The sequence below is a fragment of the Sphingobacterium sp. 1.A.4 genome, from assembly GCF_002734245.1.
GTDB lineage: Bacteria > Bacteroidota > Bacteroidia > Sphingobacteriales > Sphingobacteriaceae > Sphingobacterium > Sphingobacterium tenebrionis.
Genome location: NZ_PEAZ01000079.1, coordinates 1 through 22511 on the forward strand (window position 1 = coordinate 1; position 22511 = coordinate 22511).

Below are 22511 nucleotides of genomic sequence, written 5' to 3' on the forward strand. Positions count from 1 at the left end.
AGATTCTGCGTGAACCGATATCGATCCCCGCAGCATGATCGTGAATGATTTTCATGGCACATCAATTAAAATGTGAAACCATTAAGCCCATAGAGGAAAAATACACGGCAGGCTACCATACGGACAATCTAAAAGATGTACCAAACTCCAATGCCTCAATCTATGGAACCAAGCTCAGGGACAGGCAAGATGCACTATACGATAGTCCGGTCAAACTGCAGAATGGTCAATGAACTAAGTTACTAAATGTCATCACCTTCCGATAAATTTAGTTCAAATTTTTAATTCTCAGGATGACAGAGTTCAAAGATTGCTTCGTCGTGCCTCCTCGCAATGACGTGGAGGACATCTCGCAATGACGCGGTGAGGCAAAAAAAATTACAATCAAAAAAAAGGCTGAACCATTTATCATGATTCAGCCTGTTTAAGCGCTTGTAGTGTCTAACTACTAAATACTATCTACTAGATACTAGACAAAAACTAACTACTAAAATAAGCCCTTACATTCTTTCCTTCCATCCAGTTCATAAAGGCTTTGTTCACCACCTTATTTCCTCCTGGAGTTGGATAATTACCGGAGAAGTACCAATCCCCTTTATGGTTCGGACATGCTTCATGTAAATTCTCCAATGTTTGGAAGATCACTTCAACCTCTGCTTTTAGGCTATGTGGTTTAATAATCCTAGCAATCTCTTGAGATATCTCCTCATCGGTGAATGGTTCATAGATCGCTTTCACATAATTCTGCACCTTTTCTCTTGGAAGCGTCGTCGATGCCAGACATTTCTGGTAAACCTCCTCAATAATATGTGCCAATCCTTTTTTACGCAATAGGGAGATCGCAGCTTCAAAAGCAACAAACTCACCCATGCGGGACATATCAATACCATAACAGTCCGGGTAACGGATCTGAGGGGCTGAAGAAACGATTACGATCTTCTTAGGATGCAAACGATCCAAGATGGTCAATATACTTTGTTTTAAGGTCGTTCCCCGTACGATGGAGTCATCGATGGCAACAATGGTATCTTCATGGTCACGAACAATACCATATGTGGTATCATAGACATGTTGAACCATATCCTGGCGATCTGCATCTTGCGTGATGAAAGTACGTAATTTAGCATCTTTCACGTTCAATTTCTCAAAGCGTGGTTTCATGCTCAATACCTCTTCCATTTCCTCATCGGTGATCTTATCGTCCCTATTTAATAGGATATCCTTTTGGCAGTTTCTCACGTAAGCGTTGATACCATCCATCATCCCATAATAAGATACTTCGGCCGTATTTGGAATGAAAGAGAATACCGTATTCTTGATATCGTTGTCGATGGACTTCAACACCTGCGGACAAAGCAATCGTCCTAAGGATTTACGTTCCTGATAGATATCCGCATCCGAACCTCTCGAGAAATAGATACGTTCGAAAGAACAGGATTTCTGTTCAACGGGCTCACGGAACATTTCTTCTGAAACCGTTCCATCTTTTTTCGCGATCAAGGCATGACCTGGTTTGATCTCTTTCACGGCATTCAATGGAATATTGAAGGCTGTTTGGATAACCGGTCTTTCAGATGCTACCACAAGAACTTCATCGTCCTGGTAATAGAATGCCGGACGGATCCCCGCTGGGTCACGCATCACGAATGCATCCCCATGTCCAAAGATCCCAGCAATGGTATAACCACCATCCCAGGTTTTGGCTGAACGGGTCAATATATTGGAAACATCAATGTTTTTGGCAATCTGCGCAGAAATCTCAATGTTCGACAGGCCATCTTTTTTGAACTTATCGAACAATTGTTGGTTTTCTTCGTCCAGGAAGTGTCCGATTTTTTCCAATACCGTAACGGTATCGGCTTGTTCCTTTGGATGCTGGCCCAGGTCGTAAAGCTGTTGTAAAAGCTCATCAACATTGGTCATATTGAAGTTACCAGCAACTACCAAGTTTCTGGACATCCAGTTGTTCTGACGAAGGAATGGGTGACAGCTTTCGATGCTGTTTTTACCATGGGTTCCATAACGTAAGTGACCAAGTAAAACCTCGCCCGTAAAACTTACATTCTCTTTTAACCATTGGGTATCTTTCGACTCCTCTGGATAAGCCTTTTGTACAGCTGCAAATTTCTTCTGAACATATTCAAAGATCTCAGCTACTGCAGATGAACCCATCGCTCGGTATCTGGAAATATAACGGTTGCCGGGAGGCACGTCGAATTTAATCGTCGCGATCCCTGCCCCATCCTGACCACGGTTGTGCTGCTTTTCCATAAGCAGGTACAACTTGTTGATCCCGTAGTAGGGCGTACCATATTTTTCTTGATAATAAGATAGGGGTTTTAACAGTCGGATAAGTGCGATCCCGCACTCGTGTTTTATAGCGTCACTCATAGCTTGAATTGATGCTGCAAAGGTACGGATTTTTGAAAAAATCTCCTATACATAAAAAGGTAAAAAATGTCGTGGAAAATATGCTTTTTACAAATAGATTATATTAGTCCTCAAAAGCCGTTTTTTCGCGTTTTAAGGCATTGAATTCCACAAATCTCTCCCTGCGGGACTGTAATTCCATTTTCTCCAATCGTTGCCAGGTCATGTAACTGTTTACATAACTCCCCCCGGACAAAATAGGTTCAACTGATTTCAGGTAAAGGATATCGCCTTCGAAATCTATTTTGCGCACCTGCAATTGTCCTTCCCAATTGGGAAAGGAAGATGTCTGAATAGCATAGGTAACCGTCGCTGCATTATTATCAATCTGGTAGGATCCGGCAAAAGCAATAAAGCCTTTTACGCAGGAAAGTAATTCCTCTTCGTTCACAATGAAACGACCATTGGAACTGAACAGACCTCGTTCGGAACTGGAAATCTGGACAGACATGTGCCCATCTGGACCATAAATTAAGGAACCTTTTGGATTTTTGCCCATGGGAAAAGTGGAATCCAGACCATTCAATGGAACTTCTATATAGGAAAGTAGTGACCAAGTGCCAACTAACTCATTTTTCAATGTTGTCATTTAGGATATTATTGTTTATGTGAATAACGGTGAAAATTCATTAATAGTTTGTAACATTCTTTATATACAAATTTTCGATAGCAAAATTTCCTTTTTATCTTCGCTGATGATGAGCGAAAATTGTTTTTGTGGGTCTGCCCTACCTTATGGGCAATGTTGTGAATTGGTGCACTCGAATCTTAAGAATGCCGAAACATGCGAGCAATTAATGCGTGCTCGGTATACAGCATTTGTGTTACAAAAGATAGATTTTATCTATGAAACTTTCCATCCCCAGACCCGAAGGTTCCAGAACAAAAAAGAAATTGAACAATGGAGTCGCGAATCTAATTGGCAGGAACTTAACATCCTGAAAACCACCCCATCAACCATTGAATTCAAAGCCATTTATTTGGATAGGAATATGGTTTTGCAGGAGCATCACGAGAAATCCAATTTCAAAAAACTGCAAGGAATATGGTATTATGTAGATGGAAAGCTCCTTGCTTAAGAAAAAAGTTTTTTAAGCCTATCTACTATTTATTGAAATTTAGTAAATTAGGTTATAAACAACAAAATCGATTATGGGAAAGTTTGTAATCTCTACTAGGAAAAACGGAGAATTTCAATTCAACCTAAAGGCTTCCAACGGCCAGGTTATTTTAAGTAGCGAAGGCTACACCACCAAAGCAGCTTGTGAAAATGGCATTGCATCAGTAAAGAAGAATGCTGCAGATGAAAGTAAGTTCGACAAATTGACAGCGAAGAACGGTAAGTTCTATTTCAATCTGAAAGCTGGAAATGGTCAGATCATCGGTACAAGTGAAATGTACGAAAGTGAAGCAGGTCGCTCAAACGGTATTAAATCTGTTATGGAGAATGCTCCAGATGGGCCTGTAGATGATACAACAACTCATTAATACAAAGAGCCGCCCTGAGGCAGCTCCTGTATAATCAAAAGGTTCTGATGTGAGATCAGGACCTTTTGTTTTTATATTCATTTGGTCTGATTACCAAATAACAATCCTTTTATCTTTAGGAACATAAAGCTTATCGCCTTCTTTGGTTCCAAATGCTTTATGGAATGCGTCCAAGTTGATGGTTGGTCCAATCGCACGGTATTGCGCTGGCGAATGTGGATCTGTTTTCACTTGGTTCACCACAAATTCATCCGTGGTTTTCGCTCTCCAGATGGTTGCCCATGAAAGGAAGAAACGCTGATCTTGGGTATAACCATCGATCAGACCTGGGTTCCCTTTATCTTTTAGGTAAGCTTGCATGGCATCAAAAGCAACCGATGATCCACCAAGGTCACCGATATTCTCGCCCAAGGTAAATCTACCATTTACAAATACACCTGGTACCGGTTCATAAGACTCGAACTGTGCAACCAAGGCATCTGCTGCTTTTTCAAATTTAGCACGGTCTTCATCGGTCCACCAGTTGCTCAGGTTTCCATTACCATCATATTGCGAACCCGAATCATCAAAACCATGGGATAATTCGTGACCTATAACGGCACCAATTCCGCCAAAGTTTACTGCAGGATCTGCTTTGTAATCATAGAAAGGCGGCTGAAGGATAGCTGCCGGGAATACAATCTCGTTGAACATTGGATTGTAGTATGCATTTACCGTTTGAGGTGTCATACCCCACTCCGACTTATCTACTGGCTTTCCTTGTTTCGCCAAGTTCTCCTTAAATGACCATAATTTCGCATTATTTACATTCTCTACCAACGAAGTACCAATCGCTAAAGAAGAATAATCTTTCCACTTGTCCGGGTAACCGATCTTCACATTGAATTTTGACAATTTCTCCAATGCTTTTTCTTTCGTAGTTGGCGACATCCAAGCCAAGTTCTTGATATGTAGGTCAAATGATTTGATCAGGTATTGAACCAATTCCTCACAGGCTTGTTTCGCTTCCGCCGGGAAATTATCCTTTACATAGATTTTTCCCAAAAGCTCACCCACAGTTCCATTCACGAATTCCAATCCGCGCATATCCAAGGCACGTTGTTCTTGCTGACCTTTTAAGGTACGACCATAGAAATTAAAGGAAAGTTCATCCAGTTCTTTGGTTAGGTAGCCTGTTGCATCATCCATTACATGGAATTTCAGATATTCCTTGATCACTGGTAGATTTTCCTGATTGACGATCTTATCCAGATTCTGGTAATATTTAATTTCGCCAATGATCACCGTGTCTGCTTGGAAACCTAATGTTTTCACATATTTCGCTACATCGATGTTCTTCACCATTTTGCTAAGATCTTTCACCGCAACAGGATTATACCGTTTCTGTGCATCCCTGGATTCTTCCACCGTTTTTAGGTTAGCAGCGATCAACTTTTCGAACTCGATTACTTTAGGACCTTTCAGATCTCTAGTTCTTGGGTCGATCTTGTTGTATAGGGTATTGATGTATTGATTATAGTTACCCAACGTTTCGGTGTTTTTCTCATCTACCTTTTGGTAATAGTTACGCCCAAGGCCTAAACCTCCACCACCAAGATAAACAGCATTCATTTTACTGTTTTTCATGTGCGCATAAACATATGCCCCAAAGAATGGGTTTCCACCGGTAGCACCATATTTCACGAAGTAATTATACAGGTCGTTCAGGTTGTTCACCTTATCGATATCCGCTAATTGTTGGCGGATTGGCTCGTATCCTAATTTATTTCTGGTTTCGAAATCCACATAGGAACGGTAAAGGTCAGCGATTTTCTGTCCATCCGAACCTTTCTCGAACTTCTGGTCCAGAGATTCCTTTAGGATCTTTAAAGACGCCTTATCCGTATTTTCTCTAAGCTCGTCGAAAGAACCCCAACGCGCTTTATCGGAAGGGATCTGAACTGTTTTCATCCAATTACCATTTACGTAATTGTACAGATCATCTTGTGGGCGGACAGTTTTGTCCATGTACGACGGATTGATCGCTTGATGTTGCTGTGCATAGGATAATCCTGTGCTGGCCATCAAAGCCGCCATAAATACATATTGTTTCATAATTAAACCTTTTGTTTTATAGTAATAGAACGAAGAACGTTCTTATTACAAACATAAGAATTCTAACCCAAAATGGTTAATTTGCGCTATGTATTTAGAAATCGACGGTAAAGGCTATGAATTGGTCAGTTCAACGGAGGAAGGGATCATCCTGGATCTGAAGAACCCCGCCTTACCAACGATCTATGCACATCCCCTGATCTCCATGGAAGAAGTTAAAACCTATATCCGGCAGCAATCTTTCAGGTTCCCAGCGATTGAAAAAAGTGATATAGCCCTGGAATTCATGCATATGGAACTTTTTGATAAAAAAACAGCTGTAAAAATCACCCGAGGAAATAAGTTCGACTGTTTTGAAAAGGGTGATATGGTTTATTGTCAGATCAAAAAGAATGAAATCATAAACGAAGAAAAACTCCAGGAGAAAATAGCCGGAAAAATATTTGAACAGTTTATTTTGAACAGGGTCTCCCACTGGGAAGAGGAACTTGGCTTTTTGATTTCACAGATCTCTTTCAGAAAGTTAAGAAGCAGTCCGTATGTAGTTGATAAAACTGAAAAAAGCATTACGTTCAATAAGAAGAATATTACATTGACCAAGCAGATGAATGATTCCCATGTCTTCAAGAGCATGAATGAAATGTTGAAATAAAAAATGCCCTGAAGGATTAACTCCTCAGGGCATTTTTCTTTAAGCTTTGTTACGCTTTTAACCAAAGATACTGTTCAGTTCCTTGGCCAAACGCAGGCCAGCTTTCAATAAACACTCTTCCATTGGACTCTTGAACTTAAAGATATAGTCATAGGAAAGTTTGTTGTTTTTTGCTACATCATCATAGATGATATTCGCGAGCTTATGCGATTCATATAGCCATTCCTCCAATGTGGAATTGGTGTATTGCTTATAGAAATATTTTTCATAATCCAATACCCGAGCAAACTCGGTATAGGACCATTTTTCATTGTCGACCAGGTCGCTGTCCCAAACGCGATGGATATTGCCCTCACGACCAAAAAAGGTAATAGAGATCCGGTTTCCACCTAAATCTTCCGCTCGACTGACATGCATCGGCTGATGCGCATCGCCCAAGAGATGCACCAAAAAATAAAAGGCCTGCTGCCTTTGCTCCAGCGTTAACTCTTTATTGACCACCTGTTTTCTGACCCGATTGTAGGCTTTGTACAGGTTCTCTTCTGGTGAATTCTGCAAGGCAACCAAAAACTGCTCGTAGGTCAGGTTTCCGGCTGTATTCAAAAAATGCCAAGATCCGGTACGATTGATCAGGGTATCCGGAGATGATTTGATGAAGTCTGCCCAATTGGACCAATAGGCCAGTTTTTGGTGACCGATCAATTTCTCTATGTTTCGCTTAGCTTTGCGGTTGAGGTGTTTTTCGGCAATCTCTGCAATCACCCGGTGCCCGGTCATTCCCCAAGCCATCACATCCTGGCTGCTTGTCAGGATCATAAAAAACACTAGAATTCTACCTACTAGTTTCATATATGCTGTTATTATTTATTGATATTATTTAAAGAGTTCAAAACCATACTGCGCGGAAGACCAAAAACTATCCAATGCCATGATCCTTGGTTTGAAAAAGGAAATCAGCTGTGGCCAATCTTCCTGTTTGAAAACACTAACACCCCTTATTTCCATGAATATCCTCGACTTTGCTTTCCCGTACTCATCGTAATAATCAAAATCCCAGATCCATTCTTCGTGGAGTTCCTCTAAAAGCATTTGTTCATATTCCTTGAACTGCTCCCAAATCAATGCCCTGATGCCTTCGTCAGGATTAGCGATTTCAATAGCAATTGTCGCGTGTTTATTATCGGCGTCCATCCTGAAAAACAGGTGTTTGATACCGGTTTTATAGTTTACCCAAGTGACCTTCTCCCCATCTACATTGGGAACCACGGACATATATTGGCCGAAGCTGGTCCAAAAGTTTTCTTTTATCTTCTTCGCTTCTTCTCTTGAGTACAAATCGTTAATTTTAGGCAAAGCTAGGAATCTCCCTAAACTTTTATCCACTTTAGGTTGTTTATTATTAAAAAATTACAATGAACAAGAAAAAATCACTTATCGCATTATCTGCCGTTGCATTAGGGTCTGTGCTATACAACTACCTGAAACCCATCCGCTCCAACGTGGAAGTTGTTCGCAATTTCGATATCAACAAATATTTAGGTTTATGGTATGAAATTGCCCGATTGGATTTCAAGCATGAAAAGAACTTAAGGAATGTAAGTGCGACCTATGAATTCAATGAAGATGGCAGTATCAAGGTACTTAATCAAGGTATAGATATGCGTACCGGAGAATTAAAGCAAAGGACAGGAAAAGCGAAATTTATTGACAGTGAGACGGAAGGTGCATTAAAGGTTTCCTTTTTCGGACCGTTCTATTCCGGGTATAACATCGTTCAATTAAATCCAAATTACGAGGATGTATTGATCTTCGGCGAAAATCTGGATTATATGTGGATTTTATCCCGCAGCAAGGAGCTTTCGGAAGATAGAAAGAAAATCTATTTGGATTATGCCCTAGCTTATGGCTACCAGATCCAGAACCTCGTTTGGACCAATCAAGAAGATCTTGTGGATCAAACTAGCCAAATACTGGCTGAATAACGGAATAATTTAAGGTAGTATCCTGTGAGATCGCCTCGGCTATTTCTTGCAGGTCTGTAGCGGAAATGATGTTCTTCATGCCCGCATTGAATAGCTTACTTAGCTGAAGGGCCGCCTCAGGCTTTTCAGCTAGGCTGAGCAAAGAACTCCCCACATAGAAGTTCAATATGGATCCGGCATATTCGCCAAACAATTGAAAATCCAATCCCCTTCTTTCGGCACCTAAATGCTTGATGAATTTTTCAAAATCATCCTGAATCATGTTTTTCTGGGTCGTTGTAAGCATGTCCCAAAAATAATTAAATAAAAATAGGGATAGTAAAAAGATTAGATAATCTTTACTATCCCCGTTTTTGTTCTATGCAAGCATAGAACGGTATGATTGTATATAAGCGTTCTCTTGCTTAATTAATGTTGAGCAAAATTACTTACGAACACTCACAGAAACTCTTCTGTCTAGGATACGGTCAGACTCTGGTGCTGAAGCATCATACTTCGCAAATTCAGAACCATAACCTTCGGTCTCAATAACTTGAGCTCCTACCCCTTTCGCATCCAATGCATTTTTCACTGCAACGGCACGATCATTAGATAATTTCTTGTTAAGATCTTCATCACCTGTCTTGTCGGTATATCCACCGATTTTGATTTTGGTATCGGGGAATGCTTTCAAGATGGCAGCAATATTATTTACCTGATCTTGGCTTTCCGGAACGATGGTCGATGTACCGGTTTCGAAATTAAGGTTATCAAAATCGAACCAACGGTTTTTCAGGTCATCATCCGACATGGTGCTGTAACCAGCGGTCAAGAACTGAACCAACTGATCTTCGATTCCGCCTTTGTAAGCGTTCAACGTACTTCCATCAGGAAGGGTAACCATGATCGATTCACGAGCTGGAACCGTTGTTGTGATGGTATCTGGCTCCACAGGATTAACAACAACCGTGGTATCAGTGGTCGCCGCTTTGTCATCATTGCGGAAGTTTTTACCAAACAGGAACCATAGGGCCAATAACAATAATGGAATCAGAAGCCACCAAAGACCACCCCCGCGCTTACGTTCTTCTTCTACCACCACCGGTTCATTGATGTTTCTTACCGGCGTAACTGGTTCAACGCGTTCTCTTACAGGCACTACTGGTTCTTCTACCAATACATCTTTTACCGGATCTACGATTGGCTCCGTACGGGAAATTCCATCTCCGAATAGGCCTAAGGAAAGGCCAGCTGGTAATGCACTCAAAAATCCGGCTTTGTTTTCGTTCAGGTCGCTGGAAATACGGCTAGCATTCCAATTCACCCCGTTCATGGTCAAGGCTGAAATAACAGATGGTACAGCAGCTTTTAATAAGTTCATGACCGAACCTCCGTTCATCCCCAAAAACCCTGATAATTTCTCTAGAACGAGGTCTAGTTTTCCGCCAAATAATTGGCCGATCAATCCTTGAGTCTCATTTCCAAATCCGGAATCTGGGCGGTCTATAGGAACAGTGATGTCCTGCCCGGGTTCATTTGTTCCGGTGAACATTCCTTTAAATTTGTCTAAAATTCCCTGCAAAGCACCTTCTGGTTGCTGTTGTAGGCCCAAAAATAAAGCTGGAAGCGAAGCATCCAATCCTTTATTTACTTGTTCTGAAGTCAACCCTTCTCGTTGAGCTAATCCATTGATGGTATCTCCATCAAAAAGAGAGCGGGCTGCATTTAGCAATCGGTTTTCCATAATAAATACGATTAGTGATAATGCAGTAACAAACCATGTAACAATTTGTTTGCATGGGATTTCATTATTAAATTAATATTAACTTAACTTCTGAACCCTATTTTTGTAAACATATTATACATATTCGAAATACGACATGAATAAAAGACTATTTAATTTATTTTTAGCATTAATTCTTTTCACGGGTATAGCCAATGCCCAAAAGCAACCGAAGTATATCTTTTTCTTGATTGGAGACGGAATGGGTCTTAGCCAAGTAAATGTAGCGGAAGCATTTTTAGCTGCTCAACAGAATAAGAATGGTACCCTACCTTTGGTTTTCAGTAAGTTTCCTCATGTTGCTTTCGCGACATCCCATTCCCTATCGCATGGGGTTACGGATTCAGGAGCCGGTGGTACGGCTTTGGCGGTTGGCCATAAAACTAAAAATGGAGTGATCGGTATGGATAGTGCCGGTGTGAAACCTTATAAAAGCATTGCCAACCTTGCCAAAGAAAAAGGTATGAAAGTGGGTATTACTTCTAGCGTGAGTATCGACCATGCTACTCCGGCTTCTTTTTATGCAAACCAACCGGATCGCGACATGTATCATGAGATCGGTTTGGATATTATCAAATCTAAATTTGATTTCTTTGGCGGTTCAGGTTTCCTAAAACCAACGACCAATGCCAAAAAAGAAGAAGTTCCTTCCTTGTTGCCACAATTGGAAAAAGCAGGTTATAAATTGGTGAATGGTATTGCCGAATACAACCAGGCAAAAGCTTCTTCTGATAAGATCATTTTGATGAACAATAAAGGTGCAAATAATGTATCCTTAAAATATGCGATCGACCAGAAGCCTGGCGATCTTCAGTTGGCGGAAATCACATCTGCAGCGATCGAATCCTTGAGCAAAGGAAAGAACGGTTTCTTCTTAATGGTTGAAGGTGGAAAGATCGATTGGGCTTGTCATGCAAACGATGGTGCAGCAACGATTCAGGAGGTTTTGGATTTCAATTCGGCGGTAGCAAAGGCTTACGAATTTTACCAAAAACACCCAGAAGAAACATTGATCGTGGTTACAGCGGATCATGAAACCGGAGGATTGGCTTTGGGTAATGGAAGTTCAACCTTACGTTTGAAAACCATTGCTAACCAAAAGATCTCTCAGGAAGTGATGTCTACATTGATCAACGACTTCCGTACTAAGAATGCATCAGCATCTTGGGATCAGGTGAAAGCTTTCCTAACAGAACATACTGGACTTTGGAAAGATGTTAAAGTAGCAGAGAAAGACGAAAAAGAAATCTTTGCAGCTTACGAGAAAAGCTTTGTGAACCACCAGAACGAAACGCAAAAAAGCTTATATGCATCCAATGATAAGATTGCTTCTTTAGCGGTAAACGCGTTGAACAAAGCATCTTCGTTGAGTTGGGCTTCTGGAAGCCATTCTGCGGCTTATATTCCGGTATTTGCAATCGGTGTAGGTGCGGAGCAGTTCAAGAATAAAATGGATAATATTGATATTCCTAAAACGGTAGCAAAGATTGCCGGCTGGAATTTACCAGAATAATTGCTTTTACCAAAGCAGAAAAGTAACTGTAACGGTTAAATGAAAAAGGTGGGCCATTCGGAAATGGCCCACCTTTTTTGTGCTTTATAAGCTATTCTATGATTTATATTATCTTATGACTTATATAAACTATTCTGTGATTTATATTATCTTATGATTTATATAATCTATTATGATTTATTTTATCCTTTATGATTTTGCCGACGCGGCCATGGCCTCTGATATAGGCAGGTTGGTTTCATTGGGGCTGGATAGGAACAATAACCGGTCTACCCGAACTTCGGTTTTCCGTTGCTCCATTCCATTTCGATCGATGTAGGTGTTATTGACCAGCTTGCCTTGGACAATCCAAAGGCTTCCCTTCTGCCCTTTTTTCTCCAGGACTCTGGTCAGGCTACCCCAGATACTCAACGAATGCCATTGCACGGTGGAAACCTCATTCTTATCTTTATCCAGGTAGGTTAAATTGGTCACAAAACTGATATGGCAATATTGTACGCCATTTTGACTAACCTTTACCTGCGCATCTCTACCTAATCTACCTAATAATTGTACTGAATTTTTTAATGAACTCATAATCATAACTTTAACTTGTTTTTATATATTAACTGCCAGAAGGCTTGATTACACAGTTCAAAGTTGCAACGTATGGCCAGCAACACTCGGATATCAATTAATTATAGCTGGATATAAATGTTTATAATCGTTTAATTAGCTTATACAAACCCATATGGAAGAGAAAACCTGTTCAGAATGTCATCGGATCATTAAAGGAAGGTCGGATAAAAAGTTCTGTGATGATAATTGCCGTAATGTGTTCAATAACCGGAAAAACAGTAACGATGAGGATGTACTCCGAAAAATAAACCGAAAATTGAAAAGGAACAGAAGGATTTTGGAAACCTTCCTGGGGGAAGAAAAAATGGTAAAGGTGAATAAAGTGAAATTATTATCGGAGGGGTTTTCTATTGATTACCACACTCATATATTAAATACGAATAAAGGGCAAACATATTACTTTAGCTATGAATATGGTTTTCTGGAAATTGAGAATGGAATGATGCTGATCGTTAAGAATAGTAAAGAAAAACAAAAAACAGCTTGACAAGGTTCGTCATTGCGAGGAGGGGTCTACGTCATTGCGAGGAGGCACGACGAAGCAATCTTTGGACTGTATCATCCTGAGCACAGTCTTTTTGTCATCCTGAGCGCAGTCGAAGGATCTGTACGGTTAATAACGAACAGATGCTTCGACGATGCTCAGCATGACATGTGGGAAGATTGCTTCGTGCCTCGCAATGACGAGAGGCCTCGCAATGACGTGTTAAAGATTGCTTCGTACCTCGCAATGACGAGGTTTTAAACAGGAACTTCCATCAATAGAAATTCTGCTTGAGTATCTGCCTTTATCGTCACATGCTCCTCTCCAACAATCCCTAACCCATCCCTGCTTTCCAATTTATGTCCCGAAACTTCCACATCCCCTTTCAGCACAAAAACATACAATCCATTATGTTTATCCTTCAACACATACTCCCGTTCATAACCAGCCGAAAAATCAGCCCAATGGAACCAAGCATTTTGATGTATCCAAACCCCATCATCATCCTTCTCCGGAGATAGAATCTGCAAAAAATTATTTTTTGTCTTATCAAAATCAATACTCAATTGATCATATCTAGGTTCTACATTCTGCTTATTCGGAATCAACCAGATCTGCAAAAATCTTACTGGATTTGTCTCGCTGTGGTTGTATTCACTATGTTCGATACCTGTTCCGGCACTCATTACCTGAATATCTCCCTTTTTGATCACCGAACCGGTACCCATGCTATCATTATGTGCTAATTCACCCTCCAAAGGAATCGAAATGATTTCCATATTGCTGTGGGGGTGTCTTCCAAAACCCATGCCTCCTGCAACATAATCATCGTTCAAAACCCTTAACGCGCCGAAGTTCATGCGTTCGGCATTATAATATCCAGCAAAACTGAATGTATGTCTAGAATGCAACCATCCATGGTTCGCATCACCCCTAGAATCTGCTTTATGCAATGTGTATTTTGCCATTTTGTTTTCCTCCAATTTTATAACACAAAGATGTTGATATTGGTTTGTCTACGCATTGATGTATGGTAAGAAAGAACTAGATCAGCATTTCATCCTTAAAACTGTAATAACTAGAATCGGTGATGATCAGGTGATCGATTACGTATATATCCATTGTTTTTGCTGCCGCTTGTATTTTCTTGGTGAGTGCTTTGTCGGCTTCACTGGGTTTTAAGGTACCAGAGGGATGGTTGTGGACCAGAATAAGCGAATGTGCTTGGTTGATAAGGGCATGCCGAAGGATAATTCGAATATCAACTGGTGTAAAATCATTTCCCCCTCGGCTGATCTGTTGCCTATCCAAGGGTTTGCAGGAAATGGAAAGATAAATGACCCAGAATTCTTCATGTGGCAGATCCTGTAGTTGGTCCTTGATATAAGTATAGGCCAAATTACTGTTGTTCAATGGTTCCTGAAGGGCTCCATCCGTCTCCTGCCTCCTCCTTCCCAGTTCTAATGCGGCTATGATACTAACCGCCTTCGCGGTTCCTATCCCTTTAAATCTGCACAGATCATTCACTTCCATTCTGGATAATCTTAGCAGATTATTATCCACACTGAGCAATATTCTTTTACAGAGTTCCACGGCCGTTTCTTCCGTCGAACCAGAACCCAACAATATCGCCAATAGCTCGGCGTTTGTTACGGCCCTTCTCCCCAAGGTCAATAGTTTTTCTCTAGGTCTATCTGCCTCCGCCCATTCGCGGATCACCATTTTTTCCATATGACTGATTATCAAGACGCTAAGAACCCTATCTGCTTAAAGATAGAAAAATAGTACGAGAAAATGTATCTTTGTGACTTATTTCAATAATTTTGAAAACTATGAGTAAAGCAATTATCAAGACTGAAAAAGGCGACATGACTGTGGAATTCTACACAGCAGACGCTCCAAATACGGTGGCAAACTTTATCAAGTTAGCTAAATCAGGATATTATGATGGACTGACTTTCCACCGTGTAATCCCTGATTTTGTAATCCAAGGTGGATGTCCAAACACCCGCGAAGGTGCAACTGGTGTTCCGGGAACTGGTGGTCCTGGCTACAAAATTGATTGTGAATTGACTGGTGAGAACCAATACCATGACCGTGGTGTATTATCCATGGCTCATGCTGGCCGTAATACTGGAGGTTCTCAATTCTTTATCTGCCATAGCCGTAACAATACCGCTCACCTTGACCGCAACCACACTTGTTTCGGTAAAGTGATCGAAAATGTGGCTGTAGTGGATGATATCCGTCAAGGTGACAGAATCTTAGGAATTGAAGTAATCGAAGATTAATAACGTTTTATACCCATGAATTTAAGAGGATTAGTATCAGTTACTGGTAAACCAGGTCTGTTCAAATTAATCGGACAAAATAAAGGTGGTTTCGTATTGGAAACCTTAGACGCTAGCAAGCTGAAATCTGTAGTCAACCTTTCTACAACCAAAATGGCAACATTGGAAGACATCACCATCTACGGTGAAGATGAGGAAATCCGTTTATTGGATATCTTTGAAAAGATCAAAACCGATAATGTGGAAACTCCAGATGTGAAGGCTGATGGCGCTACTTTACGTAATTTTTTCCGTGAAGTTGCCCCTAACCACGATGAAGAACGTGTGTATTCTTCTGATATCAAAAAAATCATCACTTGGTACAACATCATCAAAGAACTTCCTTTGTTCGATGAAGAAGCTCCGGCTCCTTTGGTATAAGTGGATCAAAAAAAATACGAAAGGCCTATTAGCACACGCTATTAGGCCTTTTTTTTATATATTTAGCCTATGAGTCTATACGAAGAACTGAGCAGAATAGAAAACTCCCAATACCAATCCTTTTGGAATTGGTTCAAGGATAATAGTGAAAACTTCCTCCAGACCTTAAGGGCTAGAGAAAACGTAGAGGAGAATTTAATTGCCATTCTAGCACCCAAGATCGAAGAATTGGATCTGGGATTGTTTTTCCTGATAGGCATTGAGAATGATGATGTCGCGGAATTGATCTTTACTCCCGATGGGAACATACAGAACGTTTACCTGGCGGAAGAAATCTTGGCGGCAGCACCCGAGATCGAAAATTGGAGTTTCAAAGCCCTTAAACCGCCGACTAATATCCCTTCTTTTGAGATCAGGATGATGGATCTGGTGTTCAGCAAAAGTAATATCACTTTCTATCCAAAAAACCATCCGGCCTATCCAGATGAGATCGATCTGGTGATGATCTATAAGGATTGGAGGGAAGAATTGGCCGATGAAATCGTGAATGGCGTCTATATTTTCCTGGACAATTTTCTGGGCGAGGAGGCCATGATCGAAAAAATCGACCGCATCCAAGTGATTGGTCCAGAAGAAGAGGTTCCTGAAGAAATTCCAGTTGAAAAACTACCGGAATACATCAATTGGCGAGAAAAAGAATTTGTGGAAAAATACCAGGATATTACCTATTCCGATGAAAACGATAGCTATACCAGTTTTGAAACGATTCTGGAAGACGATACCCCTATCATCTCCACAATCAATACCGGCGCTTTGAACTGGGATAATAAAGCCTCCCACCCATGGATATTGGTATTGATGATCAACTTCCTTGAGGTCCATGATTCAGGCATGCCCAATCAAAAGGATTTGGATGTTTTAGGAGAAATCGACAAACTGACCTTACAATTATTACCCAATCTGGAAGGATATATCTATATCGGTCGAGAAATTGGCGATGGAAAATGTGAGCTGTTTTTTGCCTGCAAAGATTATAGGATGCCTGCTAAGATTGCAGATTGGCTAGGATCACAGTTCAATGATGGAGTGGAGATCACGGCGGATATCTTCAAAGATAAATACTGGCAGATATTCGAACGATTCAACCAATAATTTCTTATAGAAATGGAAATAAACATTCGTCCCTATGATACCATAGATCGGGAATCTTTATTACAGGTTCTGAAATCCAATATTCCAACATATTTCCATCCGAATGAATTGGAGGATTTTAAATCCTATCTGGATAAGGAACTGGAAGATTATTTCGTTTTAGAGGTAGATGGAAAAGTGGTTGCGGGGGCAGGCATCAACTTTGAGCTGTCAGAAAATCTTGCCAAACTGAGCTGGGACTTTATATCTTCCGATTGGCAACAACAAGGTTTGGGATCCAGATTGATGCAACATCGATTGGGGCACATATTGAGCAATCCAGCTATTAAACATATTACTGTGCGAACTTCCCAATTGGCGGAAGAATTTTATGCCAAGCATGGTTTTGTGGAAGTTGAAAGGAAAAAAGATTACTGGGCGGAAGGATTTGATATGGTAAAAATGGAATATGCTTTTACCAGGTAACCTAGGTTACAAAACATAAAGCAATTTTTAACGAATTTTGAAGGTATAAAGAAATGAGTGAAACACTTGATCAAGGTTATTGGAACAATAGGTGGCAACATCATCAATTGGGTTGGGATATTGGTTATCCCTCCACCCCATTGGTTGACTATATTAACGGCTTGGAGAACAAAGGGATTTCCATCCTGATACCAGGCTGTGGAAATGCCTATGAGGCGGCCTATTTATTGGAACAAGGGTTTAACAATATCACCGTCATCGACATTGCGGAGAAGGCTGTGGAACTGGTGAAGGAAAAGTTCGCTGGGAAAGAAGGAATCCGTATCATCCATGGGGATTTTTTCGAATTGGAAGGACGGTACGACCTCATCCTCGAACAAACGTTTTTCTGTGCTCTGGATCCTGCACTAAGACCAACCTATGTTTCTAAAATGGCAGAACTTTTAAAGGTCGCTGGTCAGTTGGTCGGTGTATTGTTCAATACCCAATTCCAAAGACAGGGCCCTCCTTTCGGTGGTTCAGAGGCGGAATATAGACCGCTGTTCGAGAAGTCAATGGACATCTGTGTGATGGAGCCTTGCCGGAACAGTATCCCGGAACGACAAGGAAATGAATTGTTTATCATCTTAAAAAAGAAAAATGGAAAAGATTAAAATATATGTAAGTCAATGGACCATTATGCGCTTCCTACGGCTAATAATGGGGATACTCATCGTTATCCAAGGCGTCAAAGCAGAACAATGGTTGATCGCAGGTATTGGGGTGCTGTTCAGCATTTTACCTTTATTCAATATGGGTTGTGGGGTCAATGGCACATGTGACATTCCAAATAGAAAAAATTAAAAACATTTCTTTAGATTTGTCGTTATAAAGACATGTTGAAATTGCTCTACATACCGATAATCATGATGTGTTGGATCTTCATTCCAAAACAATCAGCGGCCTGTGAAGAGCATTCCTCCCCGAAAAAAGAAATGAGCTGTACGCATGCGCAGCAAGAAAACACTGAAGAACATGCTTCTACAGATCAAGAACATGCCTCTCCGAATAAAGACTGTTGTTCTTCCGATGGCCCATGCTGTTGCATCATTCCTATGGTACAACATACCTTTTTATTGGTACAGCATTTAGATTTTCAATTTATTGCTACTGAAAATATTACAGAATATCACTTCTATGACCAGCCGCTATCCAGTGCTGGATTTTCTAAAATTTTTACCCCTCCTAAAATAGCCTAATCTATTTCAATTTATTTAGGTAGTATTCTTACGAATATGGATGTATTCGTAAGAATGGCTAGCTTTTCTATGGATGTCATTACCCAACGGTATGACGGCTATTTTATGTGATTAAAAATTTAAGAAAATGAAAAAATTAACGATATATATCTTCATCAGTGTATTAGGTATTGGAGCATTACATGCTCAAATCAAGAATCAGGAAACCATTACAGCAAGTATCAAGGGGAATTGCGGGATGTGCAAAAAAAACATTGAAAAAGCAGGAAACGAGAAAAACATTTCGGCGGTTAATTGGGATGCAGACAGCCAAACGGCTAGCATCAGTTTTGATAAGACAAAAACATCAAAAGAGGCCATTTTGAAGAAAATTGCGCAGGTAGGTTATGATAATGAATCATTCCGTGCCCCTGACGATGTGTATGCTAAATTGCATGAATGTTGTTTATATGATAGGGATCATGAAACGGCGGTTGCAAAAGAAGACCATGCAGGGCATATTGCTAAAAATGATCATGCAGCCCATTCAAGCCATAAAATGAACAATACCAAGGAAACCAGTCTGAACTCGGTTTATGGCCATTATCTTGGTCTTAAAGATGCCTTGGTCGCTAGCAATTCGAATACTGCGGCATCTCATGCCAAAGAATTAAGCAAGGCTATTCAACAAGTGGATATGGGGAAATTGGAAAAATCAGAACATGATGCTTGGATGAAAGTCTATAAATCCTTGGAAAAAGACGCTTCAGCGATTGCAGCGGAGAAATCCATCGATAAACAAAGGGCCACTTTCATCAATCTTTCCAACAATCTTTACAGCTTAGCAAAGGTAGCCAAAGCGGATAAGCCTCTTTATTGGCAATTCTGTCCGATGGCAAACAATAATAAAGGTGCGTTTTGGTTAAGTTCAGAGCAAGAGATCAAAAACCCTTACTTCGGCAGTAAAATGTTGACCTGTGGTTCGGTAAAAGAAAAGATATGAGAAATCTAACGAAATACATCCTGCTCCTATTATCGGCAGTCCTGTATTTTCCGGCGGATGCACAACAGGTCGTGCGATATGATCTTTATGTAAGGGATACCATGGTCAACTTCAGCGGAAAACCAAAGAACGGAATTTCGGTTAATGGCGGTATTCCGATGCCGACATTGACCTTTACAGAAGGAGATACCGCAGAAGTGCATGTCCATAATAAAATGAAAGCAGGAACATCCCTACATTGGCATGGGGTGTTTCTGCCTAATAAAGAAGATGGGGTTCCTTTTTTGACCCAAATGCCCATCAAGACCGATGAACCTTTTGTATATCGTTTTCCGATCAAACAGAATGGTACTTATTGGTACCATAGTCATTCGGGAATGCAGGAACAAATAGGCATGTATGGAGCCATCATATTCAATAAAAAGAAGGGTGATCCAACTTTCCGAAAGGGAATAGACGATATTCCATCCATCCCCTTGGTGCTTAGCGAATGGACTGATCTGGATCCGGACAATGTACACCGGATGTTGCACAATGCAAATGATTGGTTTGCGATCAAAAAGAACGCGGTTCAGAGTTATGCAGAAGCAATCCAGGCGGGACATTTCAAGACCAAAGTGACGAATGAATGGAAACGCATGTTGGCCATGGACGTGAGTGATGTTTATTACAACAAATTTCTCATTAATGGGGGCTCTGAAAAAGTGTATCCGGATTTCAAAGCGGGTGATAAGGTTAGGCTTCGTGTGATCAATGCCGGGGCTTCCTCCTACTTTTGGTTGACCTATGCCGGTGGTAAGATCACGGTGGTTGCGAATGATGGAAATGACGTAGAACCGGTGGAAGTTGATCGTTTGATCGTTGGGGTTTCAGAAACCTACGATGTGATAGTGACCATTCCGGAAGATGGGTTTTCCTATGAATTCATGGCTACGCCAGAGGATCGGACAGGAAATTCTTCCATTTATTTAGGGAATGGCATCAAACAGTTGGTTACTCCCCTTCCTACCCTTAAATATTTTGAGGGGATGAAGATGATGAACGACATGATGAAGATGAATGGGGATCTGGATGATATGGGCATGAAAATGACGCTCCAGAAAATGGATATGAATACGGTGATGTATCCAGAAATGGAAGATCAGCAGAAGGAGGCACATGAAGGGCATCAGATGCAGGAGAATCAAAAGGGCCATGATATACAAGACCATAAGGGACATGATATGCAGGAGAAGCAAGATAATTCAGCGACCCATGAAGGACATGATATGAACAGTCATCAAGGGTCGGGATACATCAAAACCCTGAATTATGGGATGTTAAAATCAACTATTCCTACTTCCCTTCCGAAGGATGCGCCTGTCCGGAACTTACATTTTGAATTGACCGGAAATATGAACCGCTATGTTTGGAGCTTGGACAATAAGGTCTTGGACGAATCGGATAAGATCCTGATCAAGAAAGGTGAAGTATTAAAGATCACCATGTTCAATAACTCCATGATGCGGCATCCGATGCATCTCCATGGTCATGATTTCAGAGTGATCAATGGACAAGGCGAATATGCTCCTTTAAAAAATGTGTTGGATATTATGCCGATGGAAACCGATACTATTGAATTTGAATCCAATGCGGATGGTGATTGGTTTTTTCATTGCCATATCCTTTATCATATGATGGCGGGAATGGGTCGTGTTTTCAGCACGGAGAACCAACCTGCAAACCCTTATCTTCCCAATGAGCGGATGGGATACCCGATGCTTCAGAAGGAAAGCAACATGGCTCATTTCATGATCCAAAATGATTTTGCCACGAATGGGAATGATGGGGAATTAATGGCCCATAATGCGAGGTATAGCTTGACCACGGAATGGCGCTTGGGTTATAATAAGATGCATGGTTATGAGGTGGAAACCCATTTGGGAAGGTATATTGGGAAGATGCAGTGGTTTATGCCTTTTGTAGGTTTTGATTATCGGTATCGGAAAATGGAAAACCATGAATCGGAGAAGAATCTTTTCGGCCAAGCGAATAGTAAGGATGAACGGGCTTTGTTCAGTGCAGGATTTGCTTATACTTTACCGATGCTGGTTCGGTTCCAGGCGGAGGTTTATCATGATGGAACGTTGAGGTTGGGGTTAATGCGGGAGGATATTCCTTTGACCAAGAGACTGAGAGGTGGATTTATGGTGAATACGGATAAGGAGTATATGTTAGATCTGAGGTATATTTTGACTAAAAATTTTGGTGTGCGAGGTCATTATGATTCGGATATGGGTTATGGGATTGGGCTGAGTGTGAATTATTAAACCTACGTCATTGCGAGGCATCCGTCATTGCGAGGAGGCACGACGAAGCAATCTTTACACTAATCGAAAGATTGCTTCGTTCCTCGCAATGACGCAAGGCCTCGCAATGACGTTGTTAATGATTGCTTCGTTCCTCGCAATGACGTAATTCTCGCAATGAACTGTGTATATATCCAAATAATAAATTAAATTTTCTCCAAATAATATTCTGATTAGGCCGCTTTTGCGATGTAGCCCTTTCCAGATTTTGCGATGGCGAATGCCTGTTTGATCAGTTTGTTCACCACTGCTATGATTGCGACCTTGTATGGCTTTCCTTTTTCCATCAACCTTCCCATAAAGCTCACTGCAGGCGGTGTTGCTCCTGATGGCGGATATTGCCGCCATGTACAGCACCTTTCTGACGTGGCCCATCCCCATCTTGCAGATATGCCCCTTTCCCTTTACGCTGGTACCGGATTCGAATATCCTGGGCGCCAGTCCGAAATAGGATATCAGCTGCCTGTGCCCCTCGAACCGACTGAAACCGTCCGTCAGGATGATAAGCAGTGCTGCGCTGCGTGGCCCTATTCCCGGTATGCTCCGCAGGTTCGCGTTGAGTTCCCCGTAATTCTCCATGATGATCTGCTGG

General features: G+C 41.0%; 27 protein-coding genes and 1 pseudogene. 16 read left to right on the forward strand and 12 right to left on the reverse strand.

Annotation, left to right across the window (positions count from 1 at the left end):
• The first annotated feature begins 53 nt into the window (after positions 1-53).
• A complete protein-coding gene (locus tag CRJ00_RS13640) occupies positions 54-233 on the forward strand; it encodes a hypothetical protein (protein WP_099367263.1) in 180 nt (59 codons plus the stop codon).
• 247 nt (positions 234-480) lie between these two features.
• On the opposite strand, the gene CRJ00_RS13645 is transcribed toward CRJ00_RS13640, so the two are convergent.
• Together CRJ00_RS13645 and CRJ00_RS13650 are read right to left on the reverse strand one after the other, a co-directional pair.
• The gene (locus CRJ00_RS13645; RefSeq protein ID WP_099367325.1) at positions 481-2391 is read right to left on the reverse strand and encodes a class II glutamine amidotransferase; all 1911 of its coding nucleotides are present in this window, start codon (positions 2389-2391) and stop codon (positions 481-483) included.
• Positions 2392-2494: 103 nt separating this feature from the next.
• Positions 2495-3019 (reverse strand): lipocalin-like domain-containing protein, encoded by a 525-nt coding sequence (locus CRJ00_RS13650; protein WP_099367326.1) that lies wholly within the window; start codon positions 3017-3019, stop codon positions 2495-2497.
• Between the two features lie 106 nt (positions 3020-3125).
• Between CRJ00_RS13650 and CRJ00_RS13655 the strand changes: the two genes are divergently transcribed.
• Together CRJ00_RS13655 and CRJ00_RS13660 are read left to right on the forward strand one after the other, a co-directional pair.
• Entirely contained in the window at positions 3126-3509 is a 384-nt protein-coding gene (locus CRJ00_RS13655) for a YchJ family protein (protein ID WP_257213790.1), read from the forward strand.
• A 73-nt stretch (positions 3510-3582) separates the two neighbouring features.
• A complete protein-coding gene (locus CRJ00_RS13660; protein ID WP_099367328.1) occupies positions 3583-3918 on the forward strand; it encodes a YegP family protein in 336 nt (111 codons plus the stop codon).
• 90 nt (positions 3919-4008) lie between these two features.
• Here CRJ00_RS13660 and CRJ00_RS13665 read toward each other — a convergent pair whose 3' ends face one another.
• A complete protein-coding gene (locus tag CRJ00_RS13665; protein ID WP_099367329.1) occupies positions 4009-6012 on the reverse strand; it encodes a M13 family metallopeptidase in 2004 nt (667 codons plus the stop codon).
• 88 nt (positions 6013-6100) lie between these two features.
• On the opposite strand from CRJ00_RS13665, the gene CRJ00_RS13670 reads away from it, so the two are divergent.
• Entirely contained in the window at positions 6101-6664 is a 564-nt protein-coding gene (locus CRJ00_RS13670) for a hypothetical protein (protein ID WP_099367330.1), read from the forward strand.
• Between the two features lie 57 nt (positions 6665-6721).
• Here the strand turns inward: CRJ00_RS13670 and CRJ00_RS13675 are convergent, their stop codons facing one another.
• Both CRJ00_RS13675 and CRJ00_RS13680 read right to left on the reverse strand, forming a co-directional pair.
• Positions 6722-7513: a S1/P1 nuclease gene (locus CRJ00_RS13675; RefSeq protein WP_209023115.1), complete on the reverse strand. Its 792-nt coding sequence runs from the start codon at positions 7511-7513 to the stop codon at positions 6722-6724.
• 24 nt (positions 7514-7537) lie between these two features.
• Positions 7538-8047: a DUF4268 domain-containing protein gene (locus tag CRJ00_RS13680; RefSeq protein WP_257213791.1), complete on the reverse strand. Its 510-nt coding sequence runs from the start codon at positions 8045-8047 to the stop codon at positions 7538-7540.
• 29 nt (positions 8048-8076) lie between these two features.
• On the opposite strand from CRJ00_RS13680, the gene CRJ00_RS13685 reads away from it, so the two are divergent.
• Complete coding sequence (locus CRJ00_RS13685; protein ID WP_099367332.1) at positions 8077-8646, forward strand: lipocalin family protein; 570 nt, start codon at positions 8077-8079, stop codon at positions 8644-8646.
• On the opposite strand, the gene CRJ00_RS13690 is transcribed toward CRJ00_RS13685, so the two are convergent.
• Both CRJ00_RS13690 and CRJ00_RS13695 read right to left on the reverse strand, forming a co-directional pair.
• Entirely contained in the window at positions 8624-8932 is a 309-nt protein-coding gene (locus CRJ00_RS13690) for a hypothetical protein (protein ID WP_099367333.1), read from the reverse strand. The genes CRJ00_RS13685 and CRJ00_RS13690 overlap by 23 nt on opposite strands.
• 138 nt (positions 8933-9070) lie before the next feature.
• Positions 9071-10369 carry an OmpA family protein gene (locus CRJ00_RS13695; protein WP_099367334.1) on the reverse strand — a complete coding sequence of 433 codons (1299 nt, stop codon included), beginning with the start codon at positions 10367-10369 and terminating at the stop codon, positions 9071-9073.
• A 136-nt stretch (positions 10370-10505) separates the two neighbouring features.
• On the opposite strand from CRJ00_RS13695, the gene CRJ00_RS13700 reads away from it, so the two are divergent.
• The gene (locus tag CRJ00_RS13700; RefSeq protein WP_099367335.1) at positions 10506-11921 is read left to right on the forward strand and encodes an alkaline phosphatase; all 1416 of its coding nucleotides are present in this window, start codon (positions 10506-10508) and stop codon (positions 11919-11921) included.
• 189 nt (positions 11922-12110) lie between these two features.
• Here the strand turns inward: CRJ00_RS13700 and CRJ00_RS13705 are convergent, their stop codons facing one another.
• Positions 12111-12497: a single-stranded DNA-binding protein gene (locus CRJ00_RS13705; RefSeq protein WP_180268495.1), complete on the reverse strand. Its 387-nt coding sequence runs from the start codon at positions 12495-12497 to the stop codon at positions 12111-12113.
• A gap of 154 nt (positions 12498-12651) precedes the next feature.
• On the opposite strand from CRJ00_RS13705, the gene CRJ00_RS13710 reads away from it, so the two are divergent.
• Complete coding sequence (locus CRJ00_RS13710) at positions 12652-13026, forward strand: hypothetical protein (RefSeq protein WP_099367337.1); 375 nt, start codon at positions 12652-12654, stop codon at positions 13024-13026.
• A gap of 254 nt (positions 13027-13280) precedes the next feature.
• On the opposite strand, the gene CRJ00_RS13715 is transcribed toward CRJ00_RS13710, so the two are convergent.
• On the reverse strand, positions 13281-13991 hold the full coding sequence (locus CRJ00_RS13715) for a pirin family protein (protein ID WP_099367338.1): 711 nt from the start codon (positions 13989-13991) through the stop codon (positions 13281-13283).
• Positions 13992-14067: 76 nt separating this feature from the next.
• A complete protein-coding gene (radC, locus tag CRJ00_RS13720) occupies positions 14068-14754 on the reverse strand; it encodes a RadC family protein (protein ID WP_099367339.1) in 687 nt (228 codons plus the stop codon).
• 101 nt (positions 14755-14855) lie between these two features.
• Here radC and CRJ00_RS13725 point away from each other — a divergent pair, with 101 nt between their 5' ends.
• The 9 genes from CRJ00_RS13725 to CRJ00_RS13765 all read left to right on the forward strand — a co-directional run bounded on the left by CRJ00_RS13725 (position 14856) and on the right by CRJ00_RS13765 (position 21880).
• Positions 14856-15314, forward strand: coding sequence for a peptidylprolyl isomerase (locus tag CRJ00_RS13725; RefSeq protein WP_099367340.1), 459 nt, complete (start codon positions 14856-14858; stop codon positions 15312-15314).
• 15 nt (positions 15315-15329) lie between these two features.
• Positions 15330-15734, forward strand: a complete 405-nt coding sequence (locus tag CRJ00_RS13730) for a DUF5606 family protein (protein ID WP_099367341.1) — start codon at positions 15330-15332, stop codon at positions 15732-15734.
• A gap of 69 nt (positions 15735-15803) precedes the next feature.
• Positions 15804-16886 carry a DUF695 domain-containing protein gene (locus tag CRJ00_RS13735; RefSeq protein WP_099367342.1) on the forward strand — a complete coding sequence of 361 codons (1083 nt, stop codon included), beginning with the start codon at positions 15804-15806 and terminating at the stop codon, positions 16884-16886.
• Positions 16887-16898: 12 nt separating this feature from the next.
• On the forward strand, positions 16899-17351 hold the full coding sequence (locus CRJ00_RS13740; protein ID WP_099367343.1) for a GNAT family N-acetyltransferase: 453 nt from the start codon (positions 16899-16901) through the stop codon (positions 17349-17351).
• Between the two features lie 53 nt (positions 17352-17404).
• On the forward strand, positions 17405-18004 hold the full coding sequence (locus tag CRJ00_RS13745) for a methyltransferase domain-containing protein (RefSeq protein ID WP_099367344.1): 600 nt from the start codon (positions 17405-17407) through the stop codon (positions 18002-18004).
• A gap of 46 nt (positions 18005-18050) precedes the next feature.
• The gene (locus tag CRJ00_RS13750) at positions 18051-18194 is read left to right on the forward strand and encodes a hypothetical protein (RefSeq protein WP_218962222.1); all 144 of its coding nucleotides are present in this window, start codon (positions 18051-18053) and stop codon (positions 18192-18194) included.
• A gap of 62 nt (positions 18195-18256) precedes the next feature.
• Positions 18257-18589 carry a hypothetical protein gene (locus CRJ00_RS13755; RefSeq protein WP_134776885.1) on the forward strand — a complete coding sequence of 111 codons (333 nt, stop codon included), beginning with the start codon at positions 18257-18259 and terminating at the stop codon, positions 18587-18589.
• A 127-nt stretch (positions 18590-18716) separates the two neighbouring features.
• Positions 18717-19571 carry a DUF3347 domain-containing protein gene (locus CRJ00_RS13760; RefSeq protein WP_099367346.1) on the forward strand — a complete coding sequence of 285 codons (855 nt, stop codon included), beginning with the start codon at positions 18717-18719 and terminating at the stop codon, positions 19569-19571.
• Positions 19568-21880: a multicopper oxidase domain-containing protein gene (locus CRJ00_RS13765; RefSeq protein ID WP_099367347.1), complete on the forward strand. Its 2313-nt coding sequence runs from the start codon at positions 19568-19570 to the stop codon at positions 21878-21880. The genes CRJ00_RS13760 and CRJ00_RS13765 overlap by 4 nt, the downstream gene beginning before the upstream one ends.
• 212 nt (positions 21881-22092) lie before the next feature.
• Here CRJ00_RS13765 and CRJ00_RS19210 read toward each other — a convergent pair whose 3' ends face one another.
• Positions 22093-22218: a hypothetical protein gene (locus tag CRJ00_RS19210; RefSeq protein ID WP_257213792.1), complete on the reverse strand. Its 126-nt coding sequence runs from the start codon at positions 22216-22218 to the stop codon at positions 22093-22095.
• 58 nt (positions 22219-22276) lie between these two features.
• Positions 22277-22498 (reverse strand): annotated as a pseudogene (locus tag CRJ00_RS19215) (transposase); the annotation flags it as partial.
• Positions 22499-22511 lie beyond the last annotated feature (13 nt).

Coding starts and splice junctions, on each gene's coding strand:
- CRJ00_RS13695 (WP_099367334.1), bottom strand. CDS start 10,369: ATGGAAAACCGATTGCTAAATGCAGCCCGCTCTCTTTTTGATGGAGAT.
- CRJ00_RS13665 (WP_099367329.1), bottom strand. CDS start 6,012: ATGAAACAATATGTATTTATGGCGGCTTTGATGGCCAGCACAGGATTA.
- CRJ00_RS13655 (WP_257213790.1), top strand. CDS start 3,126: ATGATGAGCGAAAATTGTTTTTGTGGGTCTGCCCTACCTTATGGGCAA.
- CRJ00_RS13745 (WP_099367344.1), top strand. CDS start 17,405: ATGAGTGAAACACTTGATCAAGGTTATTGGAACAATAGGTGGCAACAT.
- CRJ00_RS13735 (WP_099367342.1), top strand. CDS start 15,804: ATGAGTCTATACGAAGAACTGAGCAGAATAGAAAACTCCCAATACCAA.
- CRJ00_RS13725 (WP_099367340.1), top strand. CDS start 14,856: ATGAGTAAAGCAATTATCAAGACTGAAAAAGGCGACATGACTGTGGAA.
- CRJ00_RS19210 (WP_257213792.1), bottom strand. CDS start 22,218: ATGGGAAGGTTGATGGAAAAAGGAAAGCCATACAAGGTCGCAATCATA.
- radC (WP_099367339.1), bottom strand. CDS start 14,754: ATGGAAAAAATGGTGATCCGCGAATGGGCGGAGGCAGATAGACCTAGA.
- CRJ00_RS13755 (WP_134776885.1), top strand. CDS start 18,257: ATGATGTGTTGGATCTTCATTCCAAAACAATCAGCGGCCTGTGAAGAG.
- CRJ00_RS13685 (WP_099367332.1), top strand. CDS start 8,077: ATGAACAAGAAAAAATCACTTATCGCATTATCTGCCGTTGCATTAGGG.
- CRJ00_RS13675 (WP_209023115.1), bottom strand. CDS start 7,513: ATGAAACTAGTAGGTAGAATTCTAGTGTTTTTTATGATCCTGACAAGC.
- CRJ00_RS13645 (WP_099367325.1), bottom strand. CDS start 2,391: ATGAGTGACGCTATAAAACACGAGTGCGGGATCGCACTTATCCGACTG.
- CRJ00_RS13670 (WP_099367330.1), top strand. CDS start 6,101: ATGTATTTAGAAATCGACGGTAAAGGCTATGAATTGGTCAGTTCAACG.
- CRJ00_RS13690 (WP_099367333.1), bottom strand. CDS start 8,932: ATGCTTACAACGACCCAGAAAAACATGATTCAGGATGATTTTGAAAAA.
- CRJ00_RS13715 (WP_099367338.1), bottom strand. CDS start 13,991: ATGGCAAAATACACATTGCATAAAGCAGATTCTAGGGGTGATGCGAAC.
- CRJ00_RS13660 (WP_099367328.1), top strand. CDS start 3,583: ATGGGAAAGTTTGTAATCTCTACTAGGAAAAACGGAGAATTTCAATTC.
- CRJ00_RS13710 (WP_099367337.1), top strand. CDS start 12,652: ATGGAAGAGAAAACCTGTTCAGAATGTCATCGGATCATTAAAGGAAGG.
- CRJ00_RS13700 (WP_099367335.1), top strand. CDS start 10,506: ATGAATAAAAGACTATTTAATTTATTTTTAGCATTAATTCTTTTCACG.
- CRJ00_RS13760 (WP_099367346.1), top strand. CDS start 18,717: ATGAAAAAATTAACGATATATATCTTCATCAGTGTATTAGGTATTGGA.
- CRJ00_RS13750 (WP_218962222.1), top strand. CDS start 18,051: ATGGGGATACTCATCGTTATCCAAGGCGTCAAAGCAGAACAATGGTTG.
- CRJ00_RS13765 (WP_099367347.1), top strand. CDS start 19,568: ATGAGAAATCTAACGAAATACATCCTGCTCCTATTATCGGCAGTCCTG.
- CRJ00_RS13640 (WP_099367263.1), top strand. CDS start 54: ATGGCACATCAATTAAAATGTGAAACCATTAAGCCCATAGAGGAAAAA.
- CRJ00_RS13740 (WP_099367343.1), top strand. CDS start 16,899: ATGGAAATAAACATTCGTCCCTATGATACCATAGATCGGGAATCTTTA.
- CRJ00_RS13705 (WP_180268495.1), bottom strand. CDS start 12,497: ATGAGTTCATTAAAAAATTCAGTACAATTATTAGGTAGATTAGGTAGA.
- CRJ00_RS13730 (WP_099367341.1), top strand. CDS start 15,330: ATGAATTTAAGAGGATTAGTATCAGTTACTGGTAAACCAGGTCTGTTC.
- CRJ00_RS13650 (WP_099367326.1), bottom strand. CDS start 3,019: ATGACAACATTGAAAAATGAGTTAGTTGGCACTTGGTCACTACTTTCC.